Raw genomic sequence first — 24,418 nt, forward strand, 5'->3', positions numbered from 1 at the left:
TCATTCGGGTTCCCTTCACCGCCGCCGATCACCGCCTGCCCCGCCGCCTTCATGTGGATCGTCAATCTCGCGCTCAGGCGCCCCTACACGTTCATCGTCATGGCCATCATGATCGTGCTGGCCACGCCGCTGGCGCTGATGCGCACGCCGGTCGACGTGCTGCCCGCGATCAACATCCCGGTCATCAGCGTGATCTGGAATTACAGCGGCTTCTCCGCGACGGAGATGACGAACCGCATCACGTCCGTGCATGAACGGATCCTGACGACGACCGTCAACAACATCCAGCACGTCGAATCGACGTCGCTGCCCGGCATCGCGGTCGTGAAGGTGTTCCTGCAGCCCGGCGCGAACGTGCAGACGGCGATCGCGCAGACGGTGTCGTCCGCGCAGGCGATCGTGCGGCAGATGCCGCAGGGCGCGACGCCGCCGCTCGTGATCACCTATTCCGCGTCGAGCATTCCGGTGATCCAGCTCGGACTGTCGAGCCAGACGCTCAGCGAGCAGTCGCTCGCCGACATCGCGCTCAACTTCCTGCGCCCGCAGCTGATCACGGTGCCGGGCGTGCAGATCCCGTTCCCGTACGGCGGCCGCACCCGCGTGGTCGCGATCGACCTCGACCCGCAGGCGCTGCAGGCGAAGGGCCTCACGCCGGCCGACATCGTCAACGCGGTCAACGCGCAGAACCTCGTGCTGCCGACCGGCACCGCGAAGATGGGTCAGACCGAATACCGGATCGACACGAACGCGTCGGCCGATACGGTCGCCGACATCAGCAACCTGCCGGTCCAGACGATCAACGGCGCGACGACCTACCTGCGCGAAGTCGCGGCGGTGCGCGACGGCTTCGCGCCGCAGACCAACGTCGTGCGCCAGAACGGCCAGCGCGGCGTGCTGATCTCGATCCTGAAAAGCGGCGACGCGTCGACGCTCAAGGTCGTGTCGGACCTGAAGGCGCTGCTGCCGAAGGTGATCCCGACGCTGCCCGAGGGGCTCACGATCACGCCGCTGTTCGACCAGTCGGTGTTCGTCAACGCGGCCGTCCAGGGCGTGATCCACGAGGCGCTGATCGCCGCCGTGCTGACCGCGATGATGATCCTGCTGTTCCTCGGCAACTGGCGCAGCACGCTGATCATCGCGATCTCGATCCCGCTGTCGATCTTCACGTCGCTGATCGCGCTGTCCGCGCTCGGCGAGACCATCAACATCATGACGCTCGGCGGCCTCGCGCTCGCGGTCGGCATTCTCGTCGACGACGCGACCGTCACGATCGAGAACATCGAGCGGCACCTGCATCTGGGGACGAACCTCCACGATGCGATCCTCGAAGGCGCGGGCGAGATCGCGGTGCCCGCACTGGTGTCGACGCTGTGTATCTGCATCGTGTTCGTGCCGATGTTCTTCCTGACCGGCGTCGCGCGCTTCCTGTTCGTGCCGCTCGCGGAAGCCGTGGTGTTCGCGATGCTCGCGTCGTACGTGCTGTCGCGCACGCTGGTGCCGACGCTCGCGATGCTGCTGTTCCGCCCGCAGCAGGCGAACACCGGCACCGATCATTCGACGTCGCGCTTCGCGCGCATCCATCACGCGTTCAACCATGCGTTCGAACGGCTGCGCGCGTGGTACATCGTGCTGCTCAGCATCCTGCTCGTGCGCCGCCGCTTCTACGCGCTGTGCTTCCTCGGCTTCTGCGTGCTGTCGACCGGCCTCGTGTTCGTGCTCGGCCGCGATTTCTTCCCGAACGCCGATTCCGGCAACCTCCGGCTGCACGTGCGCGCGCCGACCGGCTACCGGATCGAGGAAACCGCGCGGCTCGCCGACCAGGTCGAGCGCGTGATCCGCGCAACCGTGCCGCCCGACGAGCTCGGCGCGATCGTCGACAACCTCGGCCTGCCGGTGAGCGGCATCAACCTGTCGTACAGCAACGCCGGCACGATCGGCACGCTCGACGGCGAACTGCTGATCGCGCTGAAGCCCGGCCACCGCGCGACCGGGCACTACGTACAGACGCTGCGCACGCTGCTGCCGCAGCGCTTCCCAGGCGTCGAGTTCTTCTTCCAGCCGTCGGACATCATCACGCAGATCCTCAACTTCGGGCAGCCGGCCGCGATCGACGTGCAGGTGCTCGGCAACGATCTCGCGAGTAACATGACCATTGCGAGCAGCCTGATGAAAAAGATCAGGCAAATCCCCGGCGCCGTCGACGTGCACGTGCTGCAACGCAACGACGAGCCGACCCTGCTGGCCGACATGGACCGTACGCGCATGCAGCAGCTCAATCTCTCCGCGCAGAACGTCGCGCAGAACATGCTGATCTCGCTGTCGGGGAGCTCGCAGACGACGCCGTCGTTCTGGATCAACCCGCGCACCGGCGTCCAGTATCCGCTGCAGATCCAGACCCCGCAATACAACCTGTCGTCGGTCGACGACCTGCTCGGCACGCCGATCTCCGCGAGCGGCCGCACGGGCACGCCGCTGCAGCTGCTCGGTAATCTCGTGCAGGTGCGCAGTACCGTGAACCCGGCCGTGATCACGCACTACAACATCCGCCCGGCGATCGACGTGTACGTGAGCGTCGAGGGCCGCGATCTCGGCGCGGTCGCCGGCGAGATCGACCGCATCGTGGCCGACGCCCGCGCAACGCTGCCGCGCGGCACCGACCTCACGATGCGCGGCCAGATCGAGACGATGCGCACGTCGTACATCGGCCTCGGCGCGGGCGTCGCGATGGCGATCGTGCTCGTCTACCTGCTGATCGTCGTCAATTTCCAGTCGTGGCTCGACCCGCTGATCATCATCAGCGCGATGCCGGCCGCGCTCGCCGGCATCGCGTGGATGCTGTTCATCACCGGCACGCACCTGAGCGTGCCCGCGCTGACGGGCGCGATCATGACGGTCGGCGTCGCGACCGCGAACAGCATCCTGGTCGTGTCGTTCGCGCGGCAACGCCTCGCGGCGGGCGCGCCGCCGCTCACGGCCGCGCTGGAGGCCGGCGCGACCCGCATCCGGCCGGTGCTGATGACGGCCCTCGCGATGATCATCGGGATGGTGCCGATGGCGCTCGGTCTCGGCGAAGGCGCCGAACAGAATGCGCCGCTCGGCCGCGCGGTGATCGGCGGGCTGCTGTTCGCGACCGTGTCGACCTTGCTGTTCGTGCCGCTCGTGTTCGGCGGCGTGCATGCGCGACTGGCCCGGCGGCGTGCGCGCCAGGCCGGACACTGACCTTCGCCCCCACTACCCGGTTGAATTGGTTGAATTCATGGAAGAGAAACATCACAGCGCCGTCGGCATCCAGGTGGACGAACACGGCATGCACCTGCCGGCGCGCGCGTCGGTGTCGCGACGCGGACGGATTGTCCTGATCGTGATCGGCGTGCTGCTCGCGGCGGGCGCCGCGCGCACCATCGTCGTCAACGTGCTGAACCAGCATCGCCTCGACGCGGTCGCCGCGCAGAACACGCGCCAGTACGTGAGCGTCGTGCATCCGGTCGACGCGGCCACCGGCGGCAAGCTGACGCTGCCCGGCACGCTGCGCGGCTTCGTCGAGGCGCCGATCTATGCGCGCGCCAGCGGCTACGTGCTGCGCTGGCAGGCCGATATCGGCGCGCACGTGAAGCAGGGGCAAACGCTCGCCGAACTCGACACGCCGGAGCTGAACCAGGAGCTCGCGCAGGCCACCGCGCAGCGCCAGCAGGCGCAAGCCGCGCTCGCGCTCGCGAAGACGTCGTTCGACCGCGCGCAGCAGTTGCGCCAGCGCGATGCCGTGTCGCAGCAGGAGCTTGACGACCGGCAAGGCGCGTTCAGCCAGGGCAGCGCGAACCTCGCGGCGGCCGATGCGAACATGCGCCGCCTCACCGAGCTGAAAGGCTTCCAGCGGATCGTCGCGCCGATCGACGGGATCGTCACGCAGCGCAACGTCGACGTCGGCGATCTCGTCAATTCCGGCAACGCGGGCCGCTCGCTGTTCACGGTCGTGCAGGCCGACCGGCTGCGCCTGTACGTGCAGGTGCCGCAGGCGTATGCGCAGCAGGTGAAGGTCGGCCAGCACGTGAGCGTCGCGCAGGCCGAGCTGCCGGGTCGGACCTTCGACGGGACGATCACGCGCACGTCGCAGGCGATCGACGTCGCGACGCGTTCGCTGCAGATCGAGATCACGCTGCCGAACCCGGACGGGCGGCTGCTGCCCGGCGCGTACGTGCAGGCGACGCTGCCGATGACGCCGGTCGGCCGCCTGCAGGTGCCGGCCAATACGCTGCTGTTCCGCGCCGAAGGCCCGACGGTCGCCGCCGTCGATGCGAACGGCCAGGTCCGGCTGAAACAGGTGACGGTCGTGCGCACGATCGGCCAGACGCTCGAAGTCGACGGGCCGATCACGCCGAACGACCGCCTCGTCGCGAATCCGAGCGACGCGCTCGCGACCGGCGACCGGGTCGTCGTGCAGGCGCCGGCGGCGCAGCCCGCCTCGGCGGTCGCGGGGGCGAAGTCGTGATCGCGATGCGCGCCCGCGTGCACCCGGCCGCGATCGGCGCCGTCGCGATCGTCGCGGCCGCGGTGCTCGCCGGCTGCACGGTCGGCCCGGATTACCGGCGCCCGCCCGTCGATACGCCGGCCGCGTGGCGGCTCGACCCGGCCGACGCGTACTGGCAGCCGGCCGCGCCGGCCCGCGCGCCGCTCGATCCCGCCTGGTGGACCGCGTTCGGCGACGCCCAGCTCGACGCGCTGGAAACCGACGCGCTGCGCAACAACCAGAACCTGAAGGCGATGGCCGCGCGCTACGACCAGGCGAAGGCGACGCTCGCGTCGGTGGCGTCCGCGCAGTATCCGGCCGTCGGGTTGAACGCAAGCGGCCAGCGCTTCAAGATCTCCGCCGACCGGCCGCAGACCAACTACGCGACGCAGAGCATGTCGACCGTGCAGAACGAGATCCAGGTCGGCGCGGCGGTCAGCTACGAACTCGACCTGTTCGGCCGCGTGCGGCGCAACGTCGAAGCCGCGCAGGCCAGCACCGAGCAGTCGCGTGACGATTTCGCGAACGCGCGCCTCGTGCTGAGCGCCGACCTCGCGTCGAGCTATTTCACGCTGCGCGAGCTCGACACCGAGATCGACGTCGTCAAGCGCTCGATCGACCTGCAGCAGAAGGCGCTCGATTACGTCAGCGCGCGCCACGACCTCGGCGCGGTGTCGGGCCTCGACCTGTTGCAGCAGCGCGCGCAGCTCGACGCGACCCGCACGCAGGCGCAATTGCTGATCCAGCAACGCGCGCAGGTCGAAACCGCGATCGCGACGCTGGTCGGTACGCCGGCTCCCGCCTTCTCGCTGCCGCCGCGCGTGGTGCCGATCAACGCGCCCGCGCTGCCGACCGGGATGCCGAGCGACCTGCTGCAGCGGCGCCCCGACGTCGCGTCGGCCGAGCGCGCAATGGCCGCCGCGAACGCGCAGATCGGCGTCGCGCGCGCCGCGTATTTCCCGCGCATCACGCTGTCGCCGGACATCGGCTGGGACGCGACCCGCTTCGCGGGCCTGTTCACCGTGCCGGCGCTGCTGTGGTCGGTTGGCGGCTCGCTCAGCCAGCCGCTGTTCGAGGGCGGCAAGCTGAAGGCCGGCGTCGATTTCGCGCAGGCCGGCTACGTCGCCGCGCAGGCCAGCTACCGGCAGACCGTGCTCACCGCGTTCCAGGAGGTGCAAAATGCGGTGACCGGCCTGTCGGTGCTCGCGCAGGCCGCGCAGCAGGCTTCCGCGGCCGTCGACGACGCGCGCAAGCTCGTGTCGCTTGCGCAGGATCGCTACGCGGGCGGCCTGACGCCGTTCATCGACGTGCTGACGGCCCAGCAGCAGTTGCTGACGAGCGAGCGCCAGGCCGTGCAGATCCAGGGCCAGCGCGCGGCGCTCGTCGTGTTTCTCGCGAAGGCGCTCGGCGGCGGCTGGGACGGCGATGCGGCGAACGGCCCGGCGCCGTCCGACGTCGCGTCGGCGGGCCCGCAGCGCGGCGCGGGTGTCGGCCCTTGACCCGCCCGTAACCCGGTTACGCGGGAAACGAACATGAAAGTACTGATCGTCGAAGACGAACCGAAAGTCGTCGAATATCTGAAGAGCGGCCTGACCGAGGAAGGCTGGGTCGTCGATACCGCGCTCGACGGCGAGGACGGCGCGTGGAAAGCCGTCGAATTCGACTACGACGTGGTCGTGCTCGACGTGATGCTGCCGAAGCTCGACGGCTTCGGCGTGCTGCGTGCATTGCGCGCGCAGAAGCAGACTCCCGTCATCATGCTGACCGCGCGCGATCGCGTCGACGACCGCGTGCGGGGCTTGCGCGGCGGCGCCGACGACTACCTGACCAAGCCCTTCTCGTTCCTCGAGCTGATCGAACGGCTGCGCGCGCTGACGCGCCGCGCCCGCGTGCAGGAATCGACGCTGATCTCGATCGGCGACCTGCGCGTCGACCTGATCGGCCGCCGCGCGACTCGCGACGGCGCGCGGCTCGACCTGACCGCACAGGAATTCCAGCTGCTCGGGGTGCTCGCGCGGCGCAGCGGCGAGGTGCTGTCGAAGACGACCATCGCCGAACTCGTGTGGGACGTGAACTTCGACAGCAATGCGAACGTCGTCGAGACGGCGATCAAGCGCCTGCGCGCGAAACTCGATGGCCCCTTCGCGGAGAAGCTGCTGCACACGATCCGCGGGATGGGCTACGTGCTTGAGGCGCGCGAGGACGGCGACACGGAGCGGCGCGCATGAAACGCTCGATCATCCTGCGGCTCTCGGCGATGTTCGGCATCGTGTCGCTGCTCGTGTTCACGCTGGTCGGCTGCGGGCTGTTCGTGATGATGGAGCGCCAGCTGTTCGCCGAGTTGCGCGCGACGATCGACACGCGCGCCAAGGTCGCCGCGATGATCGTGTCGCACGCGACCACGGCCGCGCGCGGCCGCCTGATGCAGGAAAAACTCGCCGATCTCGAACCGCCCGACGGCTCGACGCACTACCAGGTGATCAGCGACAACCCCGCGTTCCGCTTCGGCAGCCCCGTCGACGGCGTGCCGCTCGATCCGCCGTTCGGCGCGTTCCAGCGCTACCAGCTCAACGACAGCAGCTACGCGGTGATGACGAAAACCATCACGCTGGCCGGCGCCGGCGAGCGGCCGACGCTGCAACTGGTCGTCGCGACGACGTGCGAACGGACGCAGCGGATGCTGCGCCGCTTCGGCTGGACACTGGCCGCGCTGATCGCGACGGCTACCGTCATCACGCTGCTGCTGAGCCGCGCGGTCGCGCGCTTCGGGCTCGCGCCGCTCGACCGGCTGTCGCAGGACGCGGCGAGCGTGAGCGCGACGAACCGCCGCCAGCGGCTGCACACCGACGCGCTGCCGACCGAGCTGCGCGATCTCGCGACGTCGTTCAACGGCGCGCTCGAACGCATCCAGCAAACCTACGCGCGGCTCGAAGCGTTCAACGCGGACGTCGCGCACGAGCTGCGCACGCCGATCAGCATCCTGATCGGCCAGACCCAGGTCGCACTGACGAGCCGCGACCGTTCCGTCGACCGGATGCGCCAGACGCTGCAGTCGAACCTCGAGGAATTCGAGCGGCTGCGCGTGATCATCAACGACATGCTGTTCCTGTCGCGCAGCGACCGTGGCGAGCGCGCGACGGACCTGAAGGACGTGTCGCTCGCCGACGAGGTGCGGCGCATGCTCGATTTCCTCGAAATCCCGCTCGACGAGGCGCAGTTGCGTGCCGAACTGCACGGCGACGCGCGCGCGGCCGTCGATCCATCGCTGTTCCGCCGCGCGATGACGAATCTGCTGATCAACGCGATCCAGCATTCGGCGCCCGGCGCGACGCTGAACGTGACGATCACGCGCCGCGACACGCTCGTCGAGATGGCCGTGTCGAACCCCGGCGAGCCGATCGACCCGGTGCAGCGCTCGCACGTGTTCGAGCGCTTCTACCGGCTCGAGGAAGCGCGCGCGAACAGCAAGGAAAACCACGGGCTCGGACTGTCGATCGTCAAGGCCGTGGCCGAGATGCACGGCGGCGGCGTGTTCGTCGCGTGCTCGGGCGGCGTCAATACGTTCGGCTTCTCGGTGTCGACGCAGCCGTCCCCGGGCGGGCCGCTGCGTCCGGCCGACGCCGCCGGGCCGGCCGAATCGACCGATTCGGCGGCGTCGGCCGATCCGCACGGCGCTCGCCCGACGCACGCGCCGCGCGCGTTGCACTGACGGCGGCCGCGCCCGTCGACGTCCAGCCGCCTCCGATCGGCGCTTGCCCGCCGCGAACGCGGCCCGGAACGACGCGTTACGCGCGCGGCTTGCCGCCCTGCTCGCGCCACGCCCGCGGCGACATCGCGAACCGCTCGCGAAACACGCGACTGAAATGCGACATGTCGTTGAATCCCCAGCGCAACGCGATATCGGACACGCGCAGCACCGCGCATTGCGGATTCGCGAGATCCTGCGCGCACCGTTCGAGCCGCAGGTTCAATACGTAACGCATCAGCGACGTGTTCTCGGCTTCGAACAGCTTGTTGATGTACCGCGACGACATCCCGATCGACTGCCCGATCATCATCGGGCTCAGCTCCGGATCGTGCAGGTGCTCGAGCAGATGCCGCTTCACACGCGTCAGCGTCAACGCCTTCATCCTCGATTGCGCGAGGTCGTTGCGCTGCATGCCGCCGAGCGTCATCGCGATCAGCGAGATCGCGGTATCCGACAACTGCCGCATCTCGTCCTCGGTCACGCTGCGGATCTGCGACGACATCTGCTCCAGAAACGCGCGCATGACGCTGCCGACGCCCGCCCCGGTGTGCGTCGGGCATGCCGTGCGGTGTTCCATCCCGACGACGAGCTGGTTCAGGGTCGCGCGGGGAATGCTGACGACGATCTCGCGCCACGACTGCCCGAACTGCAGGTGGTGCGGCCGGGTCGCGTCGTAGATCGCAAAATCCCCCGGGTGCAGCGTGACGATCTTGCCGTCCTGCTCGACCGATTGGCAGCCCTCGAGCATCAATACGCCGAAATACTTGTCCTCATACTCGCTGCGCGCCTGGCGATAGCGCCGACTCACGGCCTGTTCGCTGGCGTAGATTTCCGAGATCCGCATCTTTTCGCATTTGCGCTGCCGCACCTGGCCGAAGAAATCGGCTTTCTGCACGGCCGCGATCTGCACGTCCGCGAACAAACGCAGAATCGTCTCGCGCCAGAACTCGATACGCTGGCTGACCGAGCCGTCGGTCGCCACCTCGATCGCCGAATTCGTCCATTCGCCCGGTGGGCCGTCGGACGCCGGGCCGGGCGCGTCGCCGCTTGCGGCGCGCGGGAAAGGACGCATCGTCATGGTCGTGCCCCACATGGGTTAGCCAACACGCAACCGGTAGCGTGCCCGTTCAAAAGCGCATTGTCCAATCGGCAACCGTGCAAGCCGCGTTGCCGGCCGGACCGACAGGCGGCGCGGCGGCGATGCGCGGCCGCGCCAGGCATGTCATGCGAAGGTCGTCTGGCGCCAGTCGGAAGACTGTTCGTACGCATAGGCGCAGCGGTAGAGCGTCGCCTCGTCGAAACGGCGCCCGACCAGTTGCAGCCCGATCGGCAGATCGTCGGCTACCCCGCACGGCAGCGACATCGCCGGGTGCCCGGACACGTCGAACGGCGCGGTATTCGCGAGCATCTCGAACGCCCGCGTCAGCGACTCTGACATCGTACAGCCAGGCTTCGGCAGTTCCGACGCGCGCATCGGGACGGTCGGCATCAGCAATACGTCATACGATTGCAGCGCCGTGTCGTAAGCCGACCGCAAGCGTCGCGCGACGTTCTGGCACTTCGCGTAGTAGCGCCCGCGATACCGGCTCGTGAAATATTCGCCGAGCAGCATCGTCACCTTCACGGTATCCGGCAGCTCGTCGGCGCGCTCGCGCCAGCCCGCGTGATGATCGATCATGCCGGTCACGTACAGGCCGCCCCAGTTGAAACCGTGGCTGTTGCCCTTCATCATCTGCTGCGTCGCGCCCTCGGCCGCAATCGGCAGCCAGATCGCGGTGCCGGCCGCATGCAGCGGCACCGACACTTCGTCGACGCTCGCGCCCAGCTTGCGCAACCGGAGCGCGGCGACCCGCACGGCCTCGTCGACCACTTTCTCCGAATTCGCGAGCCCGAACGCCTCGCGCAGAATACCGATCCGCAAGCCCGCGATGCCGTCGCGGATCGCGCCGAGATAATCGGCGCGCGGCGGCAACATCCGTTGGCGCGGATCGAGCCCGTCGTCGCCCGCGATGACATCGAGCAGCAGCGCGTTGTCGAGCACGCTGCCCGTCATCGGCCCGAGATGATCGACGGTCGCCTCGATCGGCATCGCGCCGGTGTACGGCACGAGCCCGTGCGTCGGCTTCATCCCGTAGATACCGCAATAGGCGGACGGGATTCGCACCGAGCCGCCCTGGTCGCCGCCGAGCGCCATGTCGACCTCGCCGCTCGCGACCAGCGCGCCGCAGCCGGACGACGAGCCGCCGGACGAGTGTCCGGCCTTGCGCGGATTGTGTACCGGCCCCGACGCGCTCGTGTGCGAGCCGCCGGAAAAGCAGTAGTACTCGCAGGTCGCCTTGCCGGCGATCGTCGCGCCGGCGTCGAGCACCCGCGTGACGACGGTCGCATCGATATCGGGCACGTAGCCCTCGAACGTGCTCGCGCCATTGCGCATCGGCACGCCGGCGACGCAGATGTTGTCTTTCACGGCCACCGTCTTGCCGTGCAGCTTGCCGTCGGCGGCGCCGTGGATCGTGCTCTTGCGTGCCCATGCGCCGTAACGGTTCTCGTCGCCTTCCGGGCGGTAGCCGGGCGTGCGCGGATACGCGACGACGGGCAGATGATCGGACAGCGCGTCGATCACGTCGTACGCGTCGAAGTTCGCTTGCAGCGCATCGTCGTATTCGGCGAGTTGGCGGGCATCGACATGAAAGCCGAAGCCGGCTGCAATGTCGGACAGTTGTTCGCGGGTCGGGCGTTTGATGGCCATCGACGTTCTCCAGTTCGGTAAGCGGCGCCGCCAGCCTGGGCGGCGCCGGCGGGATTCAGCGCGCGATGGCGACGGCGTCGCGCATCAGTCCGGTGCGCGGATGGCAGTTCACGTATTCGTAGACCTGATGCTTTGCGTCGAAGACGGAAACTTCGTGATACAGCCGCAGTTTCGACAGCCCGGTGACGACGCGGAAGAACGTGACGAAGATCCGCAGGTGCGTCGGATGAGATTCGGCCCACCGCTCGAGGCGGTCGAGCGAGCGCCAGTGGCCGATGTTGTAACTCTCGTCGAGCAGGTTGCCGTCGAGATCGATCGAGCGCACGTAGCGGTTGCTGTAGCAGCCGACGTCCTTGCCGTTGTCGCGCAGGAACTCCATTCCGCTGCGCAGCGTCGGCTCTATCTCCTCGAGATACAGCCGGCGCTCGTCGCTCTCCGCCGCGCGCCAGTCCTGACCGGACCGAATCAGCGCGATGTTGTCGTGCGCCAGCACGACCACACGGCCGCCGCGCGCCGGATCGCCGTCGACGATGCGCAACTCGCCGTTCGCATTCATCCAGTCCGTCTGCGAGATCGGGAATCGGTCGCGCATCGATCCCCAATAGCCGTGCTCCTCGATCTCGCCGCTGACGCCGTCCATGATCGCGCCGACGCCGGGGAAATCGCTCGTAAATGCGTAAAGCGTCTCGAACTGCTCGGCGCGCGGCGCGACGATTTCCCGGAAGTAGCCGATTCCGTCCGCGAGGCGTGCGTCGGAGGCCCACCATTCGACGAGCGCCGGCGACGCGATCCAGCGCGCATACGCGGCCGGGTCGCGCCAGTAGCCGACGGCAATCAGGTTCTCGTAGCCCTGATCGTCGGTGTGTTGCGTCAGGTCGAAGTTGTTCGGGCCGTCCTGCATACCGAAATCGGCGACGATCCGGCGCAACGCGGCCAGTGCCGCCGCGCGCTTGTCGGCGCCGCTGTATTGCACGCCGAAATAGCCCATCACGACCTGGTTCAGGTCTTCGGCGGCCCTGGCGACGTACATCGGGAACGGCGGCTGGTAATCGTCGGCGACGCGGCGCGACAGCGTCCGCGGGCAGATCAGGTGTTTGTCGATGGCGGATTCCATGCGTGACCTCTCTGGAAAGGGAATCGGGTGTCGAGGGTTCGACGTTGGGGGACACGGAGCGGCATGCACCGGCCGTACCCTGGTGCATACGGGTCGTCAGAAGATGTGTGCGTAACGCAGGCCGGCGAGCACGCTGTTCTTCGGACCGTTGCGCACGCTCAGGTCGGTGCCGAGCTGGATTTGCACCTGGTCGGCCTTCGTCACGAACTTCGCCGCGGTGATCCGCAGGCGCGTGGTGCGCAGCGCGTCGTTGTTGTCCGCGCCGTCGACGCTCGTTTCACCGCCCCAGAGCTGGGTGATGCCGATGCCGAGCGACGTGCCCGGATCGGGCATGTAACGCACCATCGCCTGGGCGCTGTAGCTCATCCGCTGATGCAGCGTCGCACCGCTCGCGCCGTACGACGTGTTGTTGCCGTACCAGATCGCGTCGCCGACGAGATCGAGTGCCCACTGCGGTGAAAAGTGCTTGACGTAGGCTGCCTGGAAATCGAGCGACCAGCGGTTGGCGCCAAGATTGAGGCCGCGGTTCTGGTCGTAACTCCCTGTCGGCGCGTAAACGTAGACCGTCGCGGCAACGACGTCCTTCGCTTCATTCAGACGGAATTTCAACGGCGCGGTCAGGATCACGTCGCCGACACCGTTCGTACTGCCAAGCGCGCCCGCGTTGCCGAAGCTGCTGATGTGACCGAACGGCAGCAGCACCTGCGGATCGATCGTGAGCCGGTCGGTGAGCTGGAACACATGCAGCAGGCGGGCGATGCCGACATTGGACTGCAGGTCGAAATCCGACGTCTGGTGGCCATTCGCGTAGTACGCGTTCGTCGCCGAATAGTTGTAGTACAGCACGCCGATCGTCGCGCCGACCGGATACTGCTCGTAGTCGCCGGGATCGACCTCGACCGCGCCCGCGTAATGCGATGCGACGACCATCAGCGACAGGCCGATCCAGCGCGCGATCCGCTTCAGTTTCATTCTGTTGACGTTGTCCATCATGCTCCTCACCTGGATGCGCAGACACCGCGACGCTCGACGTACGACGAACGGGAACCGTTGCCGGACGGTGGAATCGCGGGGTGCTGACTGACTGTTATTCCGCCGGTACTCGGAGAGCGCCGACGATTCGCGATACCGGACGGCCGTCGCTTGAGGATGAGAATAGAAAGGCAAAATCCGCATTTCTGTTTTCCGGCGGAACAAGAAATTGGCTGTGGCGGACCTCCGCTGCCAGCGCCCCGCAGCGGTCGAACGACGTGCGCGGGCGGCCGCCGTTTCATGCCGGACGCGCTGTCGATGCCGCGCATCGCCGTGCCTCCGGGTGCGCATCGGCGCCTGCCGCGCACCGGGGCCGTCTCGGCACAGTTTCCGATCCGTGCCGGCAAAGAACCGCGCTTTTTCTCTTCTTACCCTGCTCGTCGAGCGTGATCGACACGGCACGCCCGCCCCCCCGCCACGGCAGTCGCCACGCCGTGGCGGCGGTCGACCCGAACCACGACAAGGAGCCCCACGATGAACACGATTCCTTCCGAGGAAACCGTCTCGACGCCCGGCGAACGCGCCTGGGCGCTGTTTCGCGTGATGAAGGAGAAGAACCTGATTCCCGACGGCTATATCGACACGCTGACCGAGCTGATGTCCACGACCTGGGACCCGGCCAACGGCGCGCGCATCGTCGCGCGTGCGTGGGTCGACCCGGCATTTCGCGAACTTCTGCTGAAGGACGGCACGGCCGCCTGCGCGCAGTTCGGCTACACCGGCCCGCAGGGCGAATACATCGTCGCGCTCGAGGACACCCCGACGCTGAAGAACGTGATCGTCTGCAGCCTGTGCTCATGCACGAACTGGCCGGTGCTCGGGCTGCCGCCCGAGTGGTACAAGGGCTTCGAATATCGTGCGCGGCTCGTTCGCGAAGGGCGCACGGTGCTGCGGGAACTCGGCACCGACCTGCCCGACGACGTCGTCGTGAAGGTCTGGGATACGACCGCCGAAAGCCGCTATCTCGTGCTGCCCGTGCGGCCGGCCGGCAGCGAGCACATGACCGAGGAACAATTGCGCGCGCTCGTCACGAAGGACGTGCTGATCGGCGTTGCGCTGCCGCGCGCGCACTGACTCGCACCACGTTTCGCTCTCGACCTTCCTCTCGGAGATCACATATGGACGGCTTTCACGACCTCGGCGGCTTCCAGGGTTTCGGCCCCGTGCCGCATACGATCAACAGTCTCGGCTACAAACCGGTCTTCAAGGAAGACTGGGAACATCTCGCGTACAGCCTGATGTTCGTCGGGGTGGACCAACTGAAAAAATTCAGCGTCGACGAGGTACGTCACGCAGTCGAACGCATCGACGTGCGCCAGCACGTCGGCACGCGCTACTACGAGCGCTACGTGATCGCGACTGCGACCTTGCTCGTCGAAACCGGCGTGCTCACGCAGGATGAACTCGACCGCGCGCTCGGTTCGCCTTTCCGGCTCGCGAACCCGCCGCGCTCCGCCGGCCGGGCGGCCCCGGCCGAGTCGACGCGGTTCGAGGTCGGCGATCGCGTCGTCGTTCGCGACGAATACGTCAGCGGACACATCCGCGCGCCGGGTTACGTTCGCGGCAAGGCAGGCGTCGTGTTGCACCGGACGACCGAATCGTGGCCGTTCCCGGACGCGATCGGCCACGGCGACGCCGGCGCCGCGCATCAGCCGACCTATCATGTGGAGTTCCGCGTGAAGGATCTGTGGGGCGACGCCGCCGACGACGGTTATGTCGTGGTCGACCTGTTCGAAGGCTACCTGGATCGCGCATCCGGGCAGAGCACATGACGACGCCGGCCAATCGACACGTGCCGGCCGCCCCGCCGCCGAGGATTCCGGTCACCGTGCTGTCCGGCTTCCTCGGCGCCGGAAAGACGACGTTGCTGAACCACATCCTGCGCAATCGCGCCGGCCTGAAGGTCGCCGTGATCGTCAACGACATGAGCGAGGTCAACGTCGACGCCGACGACGTGCGACGCAACGTCGAGCTGCATCGCGGCGAGGACGAACTGGTCGAAATGACCAACGGTTGCATCTGCTGCACGCTGCGCGCCGATCTGCTCGAGCAGATCAGCACGCTCGCGCGGCAGCATCGCTTCGATTATCTGCTGATCGAGTCGACGGGCATCTCGGAACCGATGCCGGTCGCGGAGACGTTCGCGTTTCTCGACCGGGACGGTTTCAGCCTCAGCGAACTCGCGCGGCTGGACACGCTCGTCACGGTGGTCAACGGCGAGACGTTCGAGGACATGATCGCGTCGGCCGAACCGGTCACGCGCGACGCCCCGCTCGCGAACGGCAGCGATGCCGGTCCGCCGCGCACGCTGTCGGACCTGCTGATCGAACAAGTCGAATATGCGAACGTGATCCTCGTGAGCCGACTCGACCGGATCGGCCACGCGGGTTTCGAGCGGCTGCGCGCCATTCTGGCCTCACTGAATCCATCAGCGCGAATCCTGCCGATGCAGCACGGCAAGGTCGATCCGTCGGACGTCCTCGATACGCGGCGCTTCGATCTGCCGGCGCTCGTCGAATCGCCGGGATGGATGCAACGCATGCAGGCCGACGAACGACCGCCGGAATCGGATACATACGGCATCGCGTCGTGGGTCTATCGCGAACGTGCGCCGTTTCATCCTGCGCGCGTGCTCGCTTGGCTGCGGCGCCCCTGGACCAACGGCCGACTGCTTCGCTGCAAGGGATATGTGTGGGCCGCGCACCGATATGCGGAGACCGCCATGCTCGTGCAGGCCGGCGACACGTTCCAGTGGGGCTACGTGGGCCGATGGTGGCGGTTTACCCCGCAGTCGGACTGGCCGCACGACGACTATCGTCGCGAGGGTGTGCTGAAGCAATGGGAAGAACCGACGGGCGATTGCCGGCAGGAAATCGTGTTCATCGGGCAGTCGATCGATCACGTCCGGTTGCGTCGCGAACTCGATGCGTGCCTGCTGACGGTCGAAGAAATCGACGCAGGCCCGGAGTCGTGGCGCCAGCTTCCGGAAGCCGATGCGTTCGACGCGCTCGCGACGCCCGCCCATCCGTGAAATGAGACTCGATGGCTTCGGCGGCCACGCCTGCGTCCTGTCGCTTTCGGTCGGCCCGTGAGCGCTGCGCCGGATTCAGCGTGACGTGAATCCCGACCGCGCCGCCGAGGGCAGTTTTCTTCAATACGGGCCGGCGCCGCGCCCGTAGTCTCGATGCGACTTTCGACACGTCGCATGGAGACACCTGATGAGCATGCTGGTTTCGATGGCCGCGTTCGCGCTCGCCTCGTCGATCACCCCCGGTCCCGTCAACATCGTCGCGCTCAGCGCGGGCGCCCGCCACGGCCTCGGCGCGAGCCTGCGCTACGCGGCGGGCGCGACGCTCGGCTTCGTCGCGCTGTTCCTGCTGATCGGCCTCGGCCTGCACGCGGCGCTCGCGCGCTGGCCCGTGCTGACGACGGCCACGCAGTGGTCGGGGATCGCGTTCCTGCTGTATATGGCGCTGCGGCTCGCGCTCGACGACGGCCGGCTGTCGGCCGATCCCCACGTGGCCGGCCCGTCGGCGGCGTCCGGCGCGGCGATGCAGTGGCTCAATCCGAAGGCGTGGCTCGCGTGCGTGGCCGCGATGGGCGCGTATGCGGCCGATGGCGATCGCGCGCAGGTCTGGCAGTTCGCCGCGCTGTATCTGGTGATCTGCTTCGCGTCGATCGCATGCTGGGGCTATGCGGGCGCGTCGCTGCGGCACCGGCTCGCGAACGCGCGGCGCATGCGCGTGTTCAACCGGCTGATGGCGCTGCTGCTCGCGGGCAGCGCGCTGTTTCTGCTCGACGTGTAGCCGCCGTGGCGGTCAGCGCATCGCGCTGCGGTACTGCCCGGGCGTCGCGGCCGCGATCCGCCGGAACGCGCGCTGGAAATGCGCCTGGTCCGCAAACCCGGCGTCGAGCGCGACTTCGGCGATCGGCCTGCCACGCCGCAATTCGGTGCGGCCGTACTGCACGCGCCGATCGATCAGGAATGCATGCGGCGTCATCCCGTAACGCGCATTGAATGCGCGGATCAGGTACGACGGCGACAGGTCGGCCGCCGCGCAGATCGCATCGAGCGTGACGGCCTCGCGGCAATGGGCGGCGATGTAGTCGGCTGCGCGCGTGAGCTTCGCGTTGTCGTCGCCCGGCCGCGGGTCGGGCAGTTCGCGGTCGAGCGCGCCGTGCAACGCGGTGAAGAATTCGACCGCCGCGCTCTCCTTGCCGAGCGCATCGATGCCGGGCGACACCAGCGTGCGGTAGAAGCCGCCAAATCGCGCGAACAGATCGCCGCGCTCGGTCAACTTCGGCGAAAACCCGTGAAAATCGCGGTTCGGATCGCGGCCCAGCGAATGTTGCAGCCGCGCGAGCCACGGCACGTCGACATAGACCATCCGGTACGCCCACGCATCAGGGCCGTACGGATTGCATGCGTGCACCTGCTCCGGGTCGATGATCACCAGCACGCCGCGCCCGACGTGCGCGTTCGTCGCGCCGTTCACGTACGTGCTCGTGCCGCCGACGATCGCGCCCACCGAAAACGTGTCGTGCGTGTGCTTCGCGTAGCAGATCGCGCGCCCGTCGTCGACGGTGCGCGCCTCGATGAACGGCAGCGCGGTATCGCGCCAGAACGGCGACGGTACGGCGGATCGGTTGGCGGTACGGCTCACGCGGCGGGCTCCGGGTTCGAACGAGGAACGCTCACCGTACAAGACTGTGTGGCGCCGCGCAACCGCGCTCGCCCGGCGTCGACGCCCGGTTGAATGGTCGTACCCACGAAAATGATCGTGGGCACGATCCTGAGCGCGCCGACCTCCCGACACGAGCGGCCGAGGATGCCCGCTTACGCTGAAACGGCGCGCGTCCTGCCCCTGGCACCTGCTTGCTCGCGTTTCCGCGTGCTCGGGCGCTGAAGCCGACAGCAGCGGGTCAGGCCGGAACGATGATCTTCGGGTCCCACCAGTAGTAGCCGAACAGTTCCTGGTTCTGCCCGCCGACGAGCTTGTAAAGCGCGAAGCACACGCCGAAATATTCCGTCCCGCTTCGCCGGACCGACGAGTCGAAGGTCGCGAACGTGAGCTGTTTCTTCAGCGGCGGGAGGCCATTGCGGGTCCCCGAATCCGGGTTGGGTTCCACCGCGCCGTTGCGGACGACCGTGTTGCAGACGAACGGGTTGAATACCTCGTCGCCTTGATAGCGCGGGATGTTGTAGATGATCACGGCATCGTCGGAGTTGTCGTAGATCGACACGCCGGTGAACTGGACACGGTCACCCGGGTAGGCGGTGATTTCCAGGTCGGCCGTACCCTGCCCCTTGACGCCACGCGCACCGGTGCAGATCAGGAACTGGCCATTGTGGGCGATGCCCGTCGGCGCGGCCTGATTCTGGCTCGGGTTCGGATACGTCTTCTTGACCCATTCCGTATCGATCACCGCGATGATATTGATGTCCTGCGCGCTTGATGCAAGCGTGATTTCGGAAGCCATGGTTAATCTCCATTCACTAAGCGTTATGAATTTGAGTCCGACGACACGTCATTAGCGCGTCAAGGACAATATCAATTCATTCGCTTACCAAAATCAATTACAGCCGATTACGCGGTGACGAGCGTTTGACCTCGCATACAAAAACCTGCAATTCAGCCCCGGAAAATCCATAAAAATCAATTACAGTCGATTACGCGCCCCCCCCGATCTCAAAAACCAATTCTCACCAAAATAAATCCCCCATCAAACCTGACAGGTACTAAAACGAATATAAATAGCTAATACTGACGAAGCGCATCGCCGATGCGCCACGCGCACCGAACGGGCAATTAGCCTGTCATGGAGGCACTTAAATGAAAGTCGACCTTAATAGCATCGATCTGGAACAAACCGCTCAATTCATTCATATCCTTGCGGTTATCGACGCGCATTATTTAAAGACAACCTATCCCAATCCGAGCCAGAACGCGAACCGCCCGACGGCCATCAGCAGCAACGCCGTGTTCATGCTCAACAGCCGCTTGCCCGGCGTGAGCAGCTCGGAAGGCACCGGTAGCCTGGGCTTGAAATTGCAGGTTGGCGACAAGGTATCGCTGATGAGCACGTCGCTGTCCGACAATTCGGACGACTCTGCGTTGATTTACAACGTCCGGCACTACTCGGGCGCGGAGGTCTTCAGTCAGTTCGCCGCGCATACCATCGAACAGGCTGCCGCGCCCAGTGCGGCCGAGACGCCCGACCTCATCGCGATCTCGGCGCAATCCCAAGTCTTTCAACGGTTCGACGCCGTAGCAAAATCCTTCGGAGTCGAGAACCTCGGGACGAGTTTTGCGCTTTATACGCGGAGCCAAAACAGGAAATCCTTGTTCGGCTACTTCTTCTGGGTCTGGCAAGCCTCCGCTGCTTGAAGCGAGCGCCCCGCCCCCCTCGCTCCGAAGCCGCACGGGAGCGATTCAAGCCGGCAGGTTTCACGCGGCGTCCCACCGGGCGCCGCCCTTTTCCGCGATAAAACCAGAATGGAGCACCCGTATGACAGCCGATCTTGGAAGCCTCACTCGCGACACGACCGCGCAGCAAATCGACATCCTCGCCGTCATCGACACGGAATATATCAAGCTGAGGTACCCGCATCCGAGCAAGCAGCCCGAGTTACCGATCGCCGTCGATCATCGCGCCGTGCGCCTGCTTTACACCGGCGCGCGCGGCGCGTCGATCGGAAATGGCCCGGCGGACCCCGTTCTGACGCTGTATCCCGGCGACACGGTTTCACTCCGAGCGATCTCCCTCTATGAAAACGCGGAAGACGCGGTGCTGATTTATCAGGTTTCGCACCTGTTCGGCCAGCAAGTCTTCAATCCGTTTTCGCAGGACTTTCTCGACGTGAACGCCGTGCAACTGAACCCCGAAATGCGCGACGGCCTGCCGCCGCTGACGCAGCCGCAAACGTTCGTCAGCATCGGCGCCAAGGCGAGAGAGAGCGGGATCGAAACGCTTGGCGCCTGCTTCGGGCTCTATACGCTGGAACGAAGTACCCAGGAGTTGTTGGGATACTACTGGTGGGACTGGTTCGTCACGTGTTCGTGATCTTCGCGTTTCATCGTTGACGGTTCGCCCGTTCTGCGAGCGTGGGTCGCGAGAAGGCCAGCGGCATGCACGGTATCCGCCAGGATCGGTTGTTGCGCCGATCCTGGCTGCCCGGATATCGACGGGTTGCCATCGCAGCCGGCGAATACGTCATCGGTTCGGTATCCGGCGGGTGAAGCACGCGCGGGATACCAATCTCGCCCCCGGATGCCCCGAACCGACAGGAATCTCGCGCGTCCGCAATACCCGGCAGCCCTTCACTTCGCCCCCCGGTATTTCCGCGTGACCGCCGCCGACGCGCGCGCGACATGGCCTATTGAGCGAAATTTGCCTAAGCTTTGAATTCCGTCCGCCGCGGCACGCGCGGCGGCCCTCGTTCACTCCTCCCCGTCACGCTCATGCAGATCGATCTGAAAGGCAAGACCGCGGTCGTCACCGCTTCCACCGCCGGCATCGGGCTCGCGATCGCCGAAGGGCTCGCGCGCGCCGGCGCGCACGTCGTCGTCAACGGCCGCAGCGACCCGTCGGTGCAATCCGCGCTCGAGAAACTGCGCGACACCGTGCCCAGCGCAAGCTTCGACGGCGTCGCCGCTGACCTGTCCGACGCGGCCGGCGTCTCGCGCGTCACGCAGCACACGCCGAATGCCGACATTCTCGTCAACAACGCGGGCATCTACGGCCTGAAGGCGTTCTTCGACATCGACGACGCCGAATGGGAACATTATTTCCAGATCAACGTGATGTCCGGCGTGCGGCTCGCACGGCATTACCTGAAAGGGATGATCGAACGCAATGCCGGGCGCATCGTGTTCATTTCGTCGGAATCGGGCCTGAACATCCCCGTCGACATGATTCATTACGGGTTCACGAAAACCGCGCAGTTGTCGATCGCGCGCGGCCTCGCGAAGCTCGCGGCCGGCACCCGCGTGACCGTCAATTCGGTGCTGCCGGGGCCGACGATGTCGGAAGGCGTGCGCGAGATGCTGAAGGCGCAGGCCGACGAAACGGGCCGCAGCATCGACGACATTGCAGTGGAATTCGTGCGCAGCGAGCGCGCCAGCTCGATCATCCAGCGGCCGGCGACGACGGAGGAAGTCGCGAACCTGGTCGTGTACGTGTGCTCGCCGCAGGCATCGGCCACGACCGGCGCGGCGTTGCGCGTCGACGGCGGTGTGGTCGACACGATAGCGTGACGGCAGTATGACGCGCTCGCGCGGCGCGTGGCTCTCGCCCTATCGCGACGCGCTCTTGCCCTGCTGGAGTGTGCCCTTGCGGTCGGCGTCCATGCACGAATCGAAGCCGTGCTGCGTGACGACGCCGGCCTTGTCGAACACGACGAAGAAAGCACGATGATCGTTGCCGTGCTCGATGAAGTAGTTGTAGCAGACGCCGCTGCCGTTGCGGACCATCCAGACGCTGCGCGGGTTGCCGGCGGCGCGGACGACGTCGGCGCGCGTCGCGCCGTGCCGCGACGCGGCCCGTGCCAGCGGCGTGCGCGAATACGAAAACGGCAGCCACGAGTCGAACCACGCACAGCCGTGCAACATCAGGCAGCTGGCGGCCAGGGACAGCGTCGCTGCGGGACGGGCCATCGGAATCAATCGCATGCTCGGGAAATCTGCTGCGCCTACCGGCGTGATCGAAAGCCCCATGCTACTCGACCTTTGGGTCCGGATCGAAAAGAAATGTAGAGATCTTCATCCGAATCCCTGCGTTTGCACGCATCCGCACCAGCCGAATCGTCAGCGATCGTTGCAGCCGGCCTTCGCATGCGCGGCCCGCCGCGCCGTTGCAGCGCGACGTCGAACCGGTGCAGCGGCATGCGCGCTCAAGCGATCCATTCGGCCCACAGCATCGTGAGCACCGTCATCAGCGCCGGGCCGACGAACAGCCCAATCAGGCCGAACGTCTCGGCGCCGCCGAGGATGCCGAACAGCACGAGCAGGAACGGCAGCCGTGTCGAACCGCCGATCAGCACCGGCCGCACGAAATGCTCGGCGACGAACACGACGATGAACCCGAGCGCCGCGACCACGACGGCCCACATGGTCGCCCCCTGCACGAACAGCCAGAGCGCCGCGCCGCAGAACACGACCGGCGCGCAGAACGGCAGCATCGCGGCGACCGCCGTGACGAGGCCGAGCAGCGCCGCATGTGGAACGCCCGCGAGCGCGTAGGCGACGCCGAGCAGCGCGCCCTCGCCGAGCCCGACGACGACGAGCCCCGTCACCGTGCCGTACACGGCCGCGACCATCCGCTCGATCAGTTCTGCGCCGTTGCGCCCGAACGCGCGCCGCGCGCCCTGCAACAACGCACCCGACAGCTTGTGGCCGGCACGCAGGATCACGAACAGCGTGACGAGCATGAAACCGAATTCGAGCAGCACGTGCGCGAGCTTCGTGCCGAATTGCCGGCCGAACGCGATGAATTTCTCGCCGTTGACGCCGTGCATCGCGGTGGCCGCATGCAGCGGATGGCCGAGATTGGCCTGCCACCATTCGGTGATCTGCGCCGCGCCGTACGGCAACCGGCTGACCACGTCCGGCAGCGGAATGCCGTTGTCCTGGATCGTGCGCAGCCATTCGCGCAGGTCATGCGCCTGCGCGAACGCCTGGGTCGTCGCGACGGCCACCGGCAGCACGACGAGCAGCGAAATCGCCGCCGTGATGACGGTCGCGATCAGCGTCGGCCTGCTGCGGAACAGCCGGTGCGATTCGAAGCGTTTCAGCAGCGGCCACATCGCGATGGCGATCACGCAGGCCCAGGCGATGGCGGGAATGAAGTCGCGGATCACCCACAGCGCGAGCAACAGCAGCGCCGCATACAGCGCGACGCGGGCGATCTGCTGGACGCGCGGCCGCGCGGCGGAATCGTGAGACGACGGGACATGTGCGCCCATGGCACCTCTGTCGAAATGAAAAAAATGGCGGTCCGCCCAGGCAACCGGCCTGGACGAACCGCCATTCTATCCATCGGCGCCGGATCGGCGGCACGCGGGATGCGCGCACCGTCGCGGCGCTGCGTCGACGCGCCCCGCTTACGCCACCTTGTCGGCGACCCGGTAGCGCTCGAGCCAGTGCGCGTACGGCGCGGGCAGCGTCCACGACGGACGCTCGACGCCGAGCTGCCTGGCCGCGTAATACGGCCAGTGCGGATCGGCCAGGTGCGCGCGGCCGATCATCACGAGATCGAGCTGCGCTTGCTCGACCACGCGGTTCGCCAGTTGCGGCGTATCGATCCCCCACGCGGACGATACCGGCAGCCCGGCCTCGCGGCGCACGCGCTCGGCGATCGGCGCGAGGAACGCCGGGCCCCACGGAATCTGCGCGGTGGGCGTCGAGAAGCCGACCGACACGCTCAGCATGTCGAGCCCTTCCCGCTTCATCCGCTGCGTGAGCGCGATCGACTCGGCGAGCGTCTCTTCGTCGCGGCCGTCGTATTCGATCACGCCGAGGCGTGCGGTCAGCGGCAGATGTTCGGGCCAGACCTTGCGGACGGCCGCGAGCGTATCGACGAGGAAGCGGCCGCGGTTGTCGGCCGAACCGCCGTATTCATCGGTGCGCTGGTTCGAATGCACCGAGAAGAAGCTCTGGCCGAGATAGCCGTGCGCGAAGTGCAGTTCCAGCCATTCGAAACCGAGGTCGCGCGCACGCTGCGCCGATGCGACGAAGTCGGCCTGCACGCGGGCGATGTCGTCGTGCGTCATCTCACGCGGCACCTTCGGCAGGTGCGCGCCGAACGGCACGGCCGACGGCGCGATGGTCTGCCAGCCGCGCGGATCGCCGTCAGCGATATGGTCGTCGCCTTCCCACGGGCGATTCGCACTCGCCTTGCGGCCCGCGTGCGCGAGCTGGATGCCGGGCACCGCGCCGGCCGCCTTGATCGCCGCGACCGACGGCGCGAACGCCTCGGCCTGCGCGTCGTTCCACAACCCGGCGCAGCCCGGCGTGATGCGGCCTTCCGGCGACACGGCCGTCGCCTCGGCGATCACGAGGCCCGCGCCGCCGCGCGCGATACCGGCCAGATGCACGTGATGCCAGTCGTTGACGACGCCGTCTTCGGCGACGTACTGGCACATCGGCGGCACCGCGATGCGGTTGCGCAGCGTGACATCCTTGAGTTTGAACGGTTCGAACAGGGCAGACATCCACGACTCCTTTGCTTGGTTCTGCAAAACGGCTGGAAATGCGCCATGCGGTGCGCACG

The 24,418-nt window shown here is 67.0% G+C and carries 21 protein-coding genes; 12 read left to right on the forward strand and 9 right to left on the reverse strand.

Annotation, left to right across the window (positions count from 1 at the left end; translation table 11 throughout):
• The first annotated feature begins 51 nt into the window (after positions 1–51).
• The 5 genes from BLS50_RS19090 to BLS50_RS19110 are packed head-to-tail and all read left to right on the forward strand — an operon-like array spanning position 52 to position 8,213.
• Positions 52–3,219, forward strand: coding sequence for an efflux RND transporter permease subunit (locus tag BLS50_RS19090; protein ID WP_074803461.1), 3,168 nt, complete (start codon positions 52–54; stop codon positions 3,217–3,219).
• 37 nt (positions 3,220–3,256) lie between these two features.
• Positions 3,257–4,486: an efflux RND transporter periplasmic adaptor subunit gene (locus BLS50_RS19095; protein WP_027812951.1), complete on the forward strand. Its 1,230-nt coding sequence runs from the start codon at positions 3,257–3,259 to the stop codon at positions 4,484–4,486.
• 5 nt (positions 4,487–4,491) lie between these two features.
• Positions 4,492–6,003 (forward strand): efflux transporter outer membrane subunit, encoded by a 1,512-nt coding sequence (locus BLS50_RS19100; RefSeq protein ID WP_074806520.1) that lies wholly within the window; start codon positions 4,492–4,494, stop codon positions 6,001–6,003.
• 33 nt (positions 6,004–6,036) lie between these two features.
• The gene (locus tag BLS50_RS19105) at positions 6,037–6,732 is read left to right on the forward strand and encodes a heavy metal response regulator transcription factor (RefSeq protein WP_011547791.1); all 696 of its coding nucleotides are present in this window, start codon (positions 6,037–6,039) and stop codon (positions 6,730–6,732) included.
• Positions 6,729–8,213: a heavy metal sensor histidine kinase gene (locus BLS50_RS19110; RefSeq protein ID WP_053524250.1), complete on the forward strand. Its 1,485-nt coding sequence runs from the start codon at positions 6,729–6,731 to the stop codon at positions 8,211–8,213. Before BLS50_RS19105 ends, BLS50_RS19110 begins: the two co-directional genes overlap by 4 nt.
• A gap of 76 nt (positions 8,214–8,289) precedes the next feature.
• Here the strand turns inward: BLS50_RS19110 and BLS50_RS19115 are convergent, their stop codons facing one another.
• The 4 genes from BLS50_RS19115 to BLS50_RS19130 all read right to left on the reverse strand — a co-directional run bounded on the left by BLS50_RS19115 (position 8,290) and on the right by BLS50_RS19130 (position 13,108).
• Complete coding sequence (locus BLS50_RS19115; protein WP_074806523.1) at positions 8,290–9,330, reverse strand: helix-turn-helix domain-containing protein; 1,041 nt, start codon at positions 9,328–9,330, stop codon at positions 8,290–8,292.
• Between the two features lie 144 nt (positions 9,331–9,474).
• Positions 9,475–11,001 (reverse strand): amidase, encoded by a 1,527-nt coding sequence (locus BLS50_RS19120; protein WP_074803463.1) that lies wholly within the window; start codon positions 10,999–11,001, stop codon positions 9,475–9,477.
• A gap of 55 nt (positions 11,002–11,056) precedes the next feature.
• Positions 11,057–12,115, reverse strand: coding sequence for an aliphatic aldoxime dehydratase (gene oxdA / locus BLS50_RS19125; RefSeq protein ID WP_074803465.1), 1,059 nt, complete (start codon positions 12,113–12,115; stop codon positions 11,057–11,059).
• A 96-nt stretch (positions 12,116–12,211) separates the two neighbouring features.
• Entirely contained in the window at positions 12,212–13,108 is an 897-nt protein-coding gene (locus BLS50_RS19130; protein WP_074803467.1) for a transporter, read from the reverse strand.
• A 513-nt stretch (positions 13,109–13,621) separates the two neighbouring features.
• Between BLS50_RS19130 and nthA the strand changes: the two genes are divergently transcribed.
• The 4 genes from nthA (at position 13,622) to BLS50_RS19150 (ending at position 16,953) form a co-directional block, all read left to right on the forward strand.
• Positions 13,622–14,221 carry a nitrile hydratase subunit alpha gene (gene nthA, locus BLS50_RS19135; protein WP_011547797.1) on the forward strand — a complete coding sequence of 200 codons (600 nt, stop codon included), beginning with the start codon at positions 13,622–13,624 and terminating at the stop codon, positions 14,219–14,221.
• A gap of 44 nt (positions 14,222–14,265) precedes the next feature.
• The gene (nthB, locus tag BLS50_RS19140; RefSeq protein WP_074803469.1) at positions 14,266–14,919 is read left to right on the forward strand and encodes a nitrile hydratase subunit beta; all 654 of its coding nucleotides are present in this window, start codon (positions 14,266–14,268) and stop codon (positions 14,917–14,919) included.
• The gene (locus BLS50_RS19145) at positions 14,916–16,178 is read left to right on the forward strand and encodes a GTP-binding protein (RefSeq protein WP_074803471.1); all 1,263 of its coding nucleotides are present in this window, start codon (positions 14,916–14,918) and stop codon (positions 16,176–16,178) included. Before nthB ends, BLS50_RS19145 begins: the two co-directional genes overlap by 4 nt.
• 187 nt (positions 16,179–16,365) lie before the next feature.
• Complete coding sequence (locus BLS50_RS19150; protein WP_006485658.1) at positions 16,366–16,953, forward strand: LysE family translocator; 588 nt, start codon at positions 16,366–16,368, stop codon at positions 16,951–16,953.
• A 12-nt stretch (positions 16,954–16,965) separates the two neighbouring features.
• On the opposite strand, the gene BLS50_RS19155 is transcribed toward BLS50_RS19150, so the two are convergent.
• Positions 16,966–17,811 carry an AraC family transcriptional regulator gene (locus BLS50_RS19155; protein WP_074803473.1) on the reverse strand — a complete coding sequence of 282 codons (846 nt, stop codon included), beginning with the start codon at positions 17,809–17,811 and terminating at the stop codon, positions 16,966–16,968.
• 259 nt (positions 17,812–18,070) lie between these two features.
• Positions 18,071–18,628 carry an inclusion body family protein gene (locus BLS50_RS19160; RefSeq protein WP_006479130.1) on the reverse strand — a complete coding sequence of 186 codons (558 nt, stop codon included), beginning with the start codon at positions 18,626–18,628 and terminating at the stop codon, positions 18,071–18,073.
• Between the two features lie 353 nt (positions 18,629–18,981).
• On the opposite strand from BLS50_RS19160, the gene BLS50_RS19165 reads away from it, so the two are divergent.
• From BLS50_RS19165 to BLS50_RS19175, 3 genes are all read left to right on the forward strand, one after another.
• Complete coding sequence (locus tag BLS50_RS19165; protein ID WP_027805756.1) at positions 18,982–19,536, forward strand: inclusion body family protein; 555 nt, start codon at positions 18,982–18,984, stop codon at positions 19,534–19,536.
• Between the two features lie 121 nt (positions 19,537–19,657).
• Entirely contained in the window at positions 19,658–20,212 is a 555-nt protein-coding gene (locus tag BLS50_RS19170) for an inclusion body family protein (protein ID WP_074803475.1), read from the forward strand.
• 398 nt (positions 20,213–20,610) lie between these two features.
• Positions 20,611–21,405 (forward strand): SDR family NAD(P)-dependent oxidoreductase, encoded by a 795-nt coding sequence (locus BLS50_RS19175; RefSeq protein ID WP_074803477.1) that lies wholly within the window; start codon positions 20,611–20,613, stop codon positions 21,403–21,405.
• 39 nt (positions 21,406–21,444) lie between these two features.
• Here the strand turns inward: BLS50_RS19175 and BLS50_RS19180 are convergent, their stop codons facing one another.
• The 3 genes from BLS50_RS19180 to BLS50_RS19190 form a co-directional block, all read right to left on the reverse strand.
• The gene (locus BLS50_RS19180) at positions 21,445–21,819 is read right to left on the reverse strand and encodes a hypothetical protein (RefSeq protein ID WP_034174823.1); all 375 of its coding nucleotides are present in this window, start codon (positions 21,817–21,819) and stop codon (positions 21,445–21,447) included.
• Positions 21,820–22,040: 221 nt separating this feature from the next.
• Entirely contained in the window at positions 22,041–23,111 is a 1,071-nt protein-coding gene (locus tag BLS50_RS19185; protein ID WP_027811202.1) for an AI-2E family transporter, read from the reverse strand.
• A gap of 138 nt (positions 23,112–23,249) precedes the next feature.
• Entirely contained in the window at positions 23,250–24,359 is a 1,110-nt protein-coding gene (locus tag BLS50_RS19190; RefSeq protein WP_074803479.1) for an NADH:flavin oxidoreductase/NADH oxidase, read from the reverse strand.
• Positions 24,360–24,418 lie beyond the last annotated feature (59 nt).

The organism is Burkholderia orbicola, from assembly GCF_900100915.1.
In the GTDB taxonomy this organism is placed as follows: domain Bacteria; phylum Pseudomonadota; class Gammaproteobacteria; order Burkholderiales; family Burkholderiaceae; genus Burkholderia; species Burkholderia orbicola.

What these genes read in the sequence shown, in the direction of transcription:
- BLS50_RS19100 (WP_074806520.1), top strand. Translation starts at nt 4,492, where the DNA reads ATGCGCGCCCGCGTGCACCCGGCCGCGATCGGCGCCGTCGCGATCGTC.
- BLS50_RS19090 (WP_074803461.1), top strand. Translation starts at nt 52, where the DNA reads ATGTGGATCGTCAATCTCGCGCTCAGGCGCCCCTACACGTTCATCGTC.
- BLS50_RS19105 (WP_011547791.1), top strand. Translation starts at nt 6,037, where the DNA reads ATGAAAGTACTGATCGTCGAAGACGAACCGAAAGTCGTCGAATATCTG.
- oxdA (WP_074803465.1), bottom strand. Translation starts at nt 12,115, where the DNA reads ATGGAATCCGCCATCGACAAACACCTGATCTGCCCGCGGACGCTGTCG.
- nthB (WP_074803469.1), top strand. Translation starts at nt 14,266, where the DNA reads ATGGACGGCTTTCACGACCTCGGCGGCTTCCAGGGTTTCGGCCCCGTG.
- BLS50_RS19190 (WP_074803479.1), bottom strand. Translation starts at nt 24,359, where the DNA reads ATGTCTGCCCTGTTCGAACCGTTCAAACTCAAGGATGTCACGCTGCGC.
- BLS50_RS19115 (WP_074806523.1), bottom strand. Translation starts at nt 9,330, where the DNA reads ATGACGATGCGTCCTTTCCCGCGCGCCGCAAGCGGCGACGCGCCCGGC.
- BLS50_RS19110 (WP_053524250.1), top strand. Translation starts at nt 6,729, where the DNA reads ATGAAACGCTCGATCATCCTGCGGCTCTCGGCGATGTTCGGCATCGTG.
- BLS50_RS19150 (WP_006485658.1), top strand. Translation starts at nt 16,366, where the DNA reads ATGAGCATGCTGGTTTCGATGGCCGCGTTCGCGCTCGCCTCGTCGATC.
- BLS50_RS19170 (WP_074803475.1), top strand. Translation starts at nt 19,658, where the DNA reads ATGACAGCCGATCTTGGAAGCCTCACTCGCGACACGACCGCGCAGCAA.
- BLS50_RS19165 (WP_027805756.1), top strand. Translation starts at nt 18,982, where the DNA reads ATGAAAGTCGACCTTAATAGCATCGATCTGGAACAAACCGCTCAATTC.
- nthA (WP_011547797.1), top strand. Translation starts at nt 13,622, where the DNA reads ATGAACACGATTCCTTCCGAGGAAACCGTCTCGACGCCCGGCGAACGC.
- BLS50_RS19185 (WP_027811202.1), bottom strand. Translation starts at nt 23,111, where the DNA reads ATGGGCGCACATGTCCCGTCGTCTCACGATTCCGCCGCGCGGCCGCGC.
- BLS50_RS19145 (WP_074803471.1), top strand. Translation starts at nt 14,916, where the DNA reads ATGACGACGCCGGCCAATCGACACGTGCCGGCCGCCCCGCCGCCGAGG.
- BLS50_RS19120 (WP_074803463.1), bottom strand. Translation starts at nt 11,001, where the DNA reads ATGGCCATCAAACGCCCGACCCGCGAACAACTGTCCGACATTGCAGCC.
- BLS50_RS19175 (WP_074803477.1), top strand. Translation starts at nt 20,611, where the DNA reads ATGCAGATCGATCTGAAAGGCAAGACCGCGGTCGTCACCGCTTCCACC.
- BLS50_RS19130 (WP_074803467.1), bottom strand. Translation starts at nt 13,108, where the DNA reads ATGATGGACAACGTCAACAGAATGAAACTGAAGCGGATCGCGCGCTGG.
- BLS50_RS19095 (WP_027812951.1), top strand. Translation starts at nt 3,257, where the DNA reads ATGGAAGAGAAACATCACAGCGCCGTCGGCATCCAGGTGGACGAACAC.
- BLS50_RS19180 (WP_034174823.1), bottom strand. Translation starts at nt 21,819, where the DNA reads ATGCGATTGATTCCGATGGCCCGTCCCGCAGCGACGCTGTCCCTGGCC.
- BLS50_RS19160 (WP_006479130.1), bottom strand. Translation starts at nt 18,628, where the DNA reads ATGGCTTCCGAAATCACGCTTGCATCAAGCGCGCAGGACATCAATATC.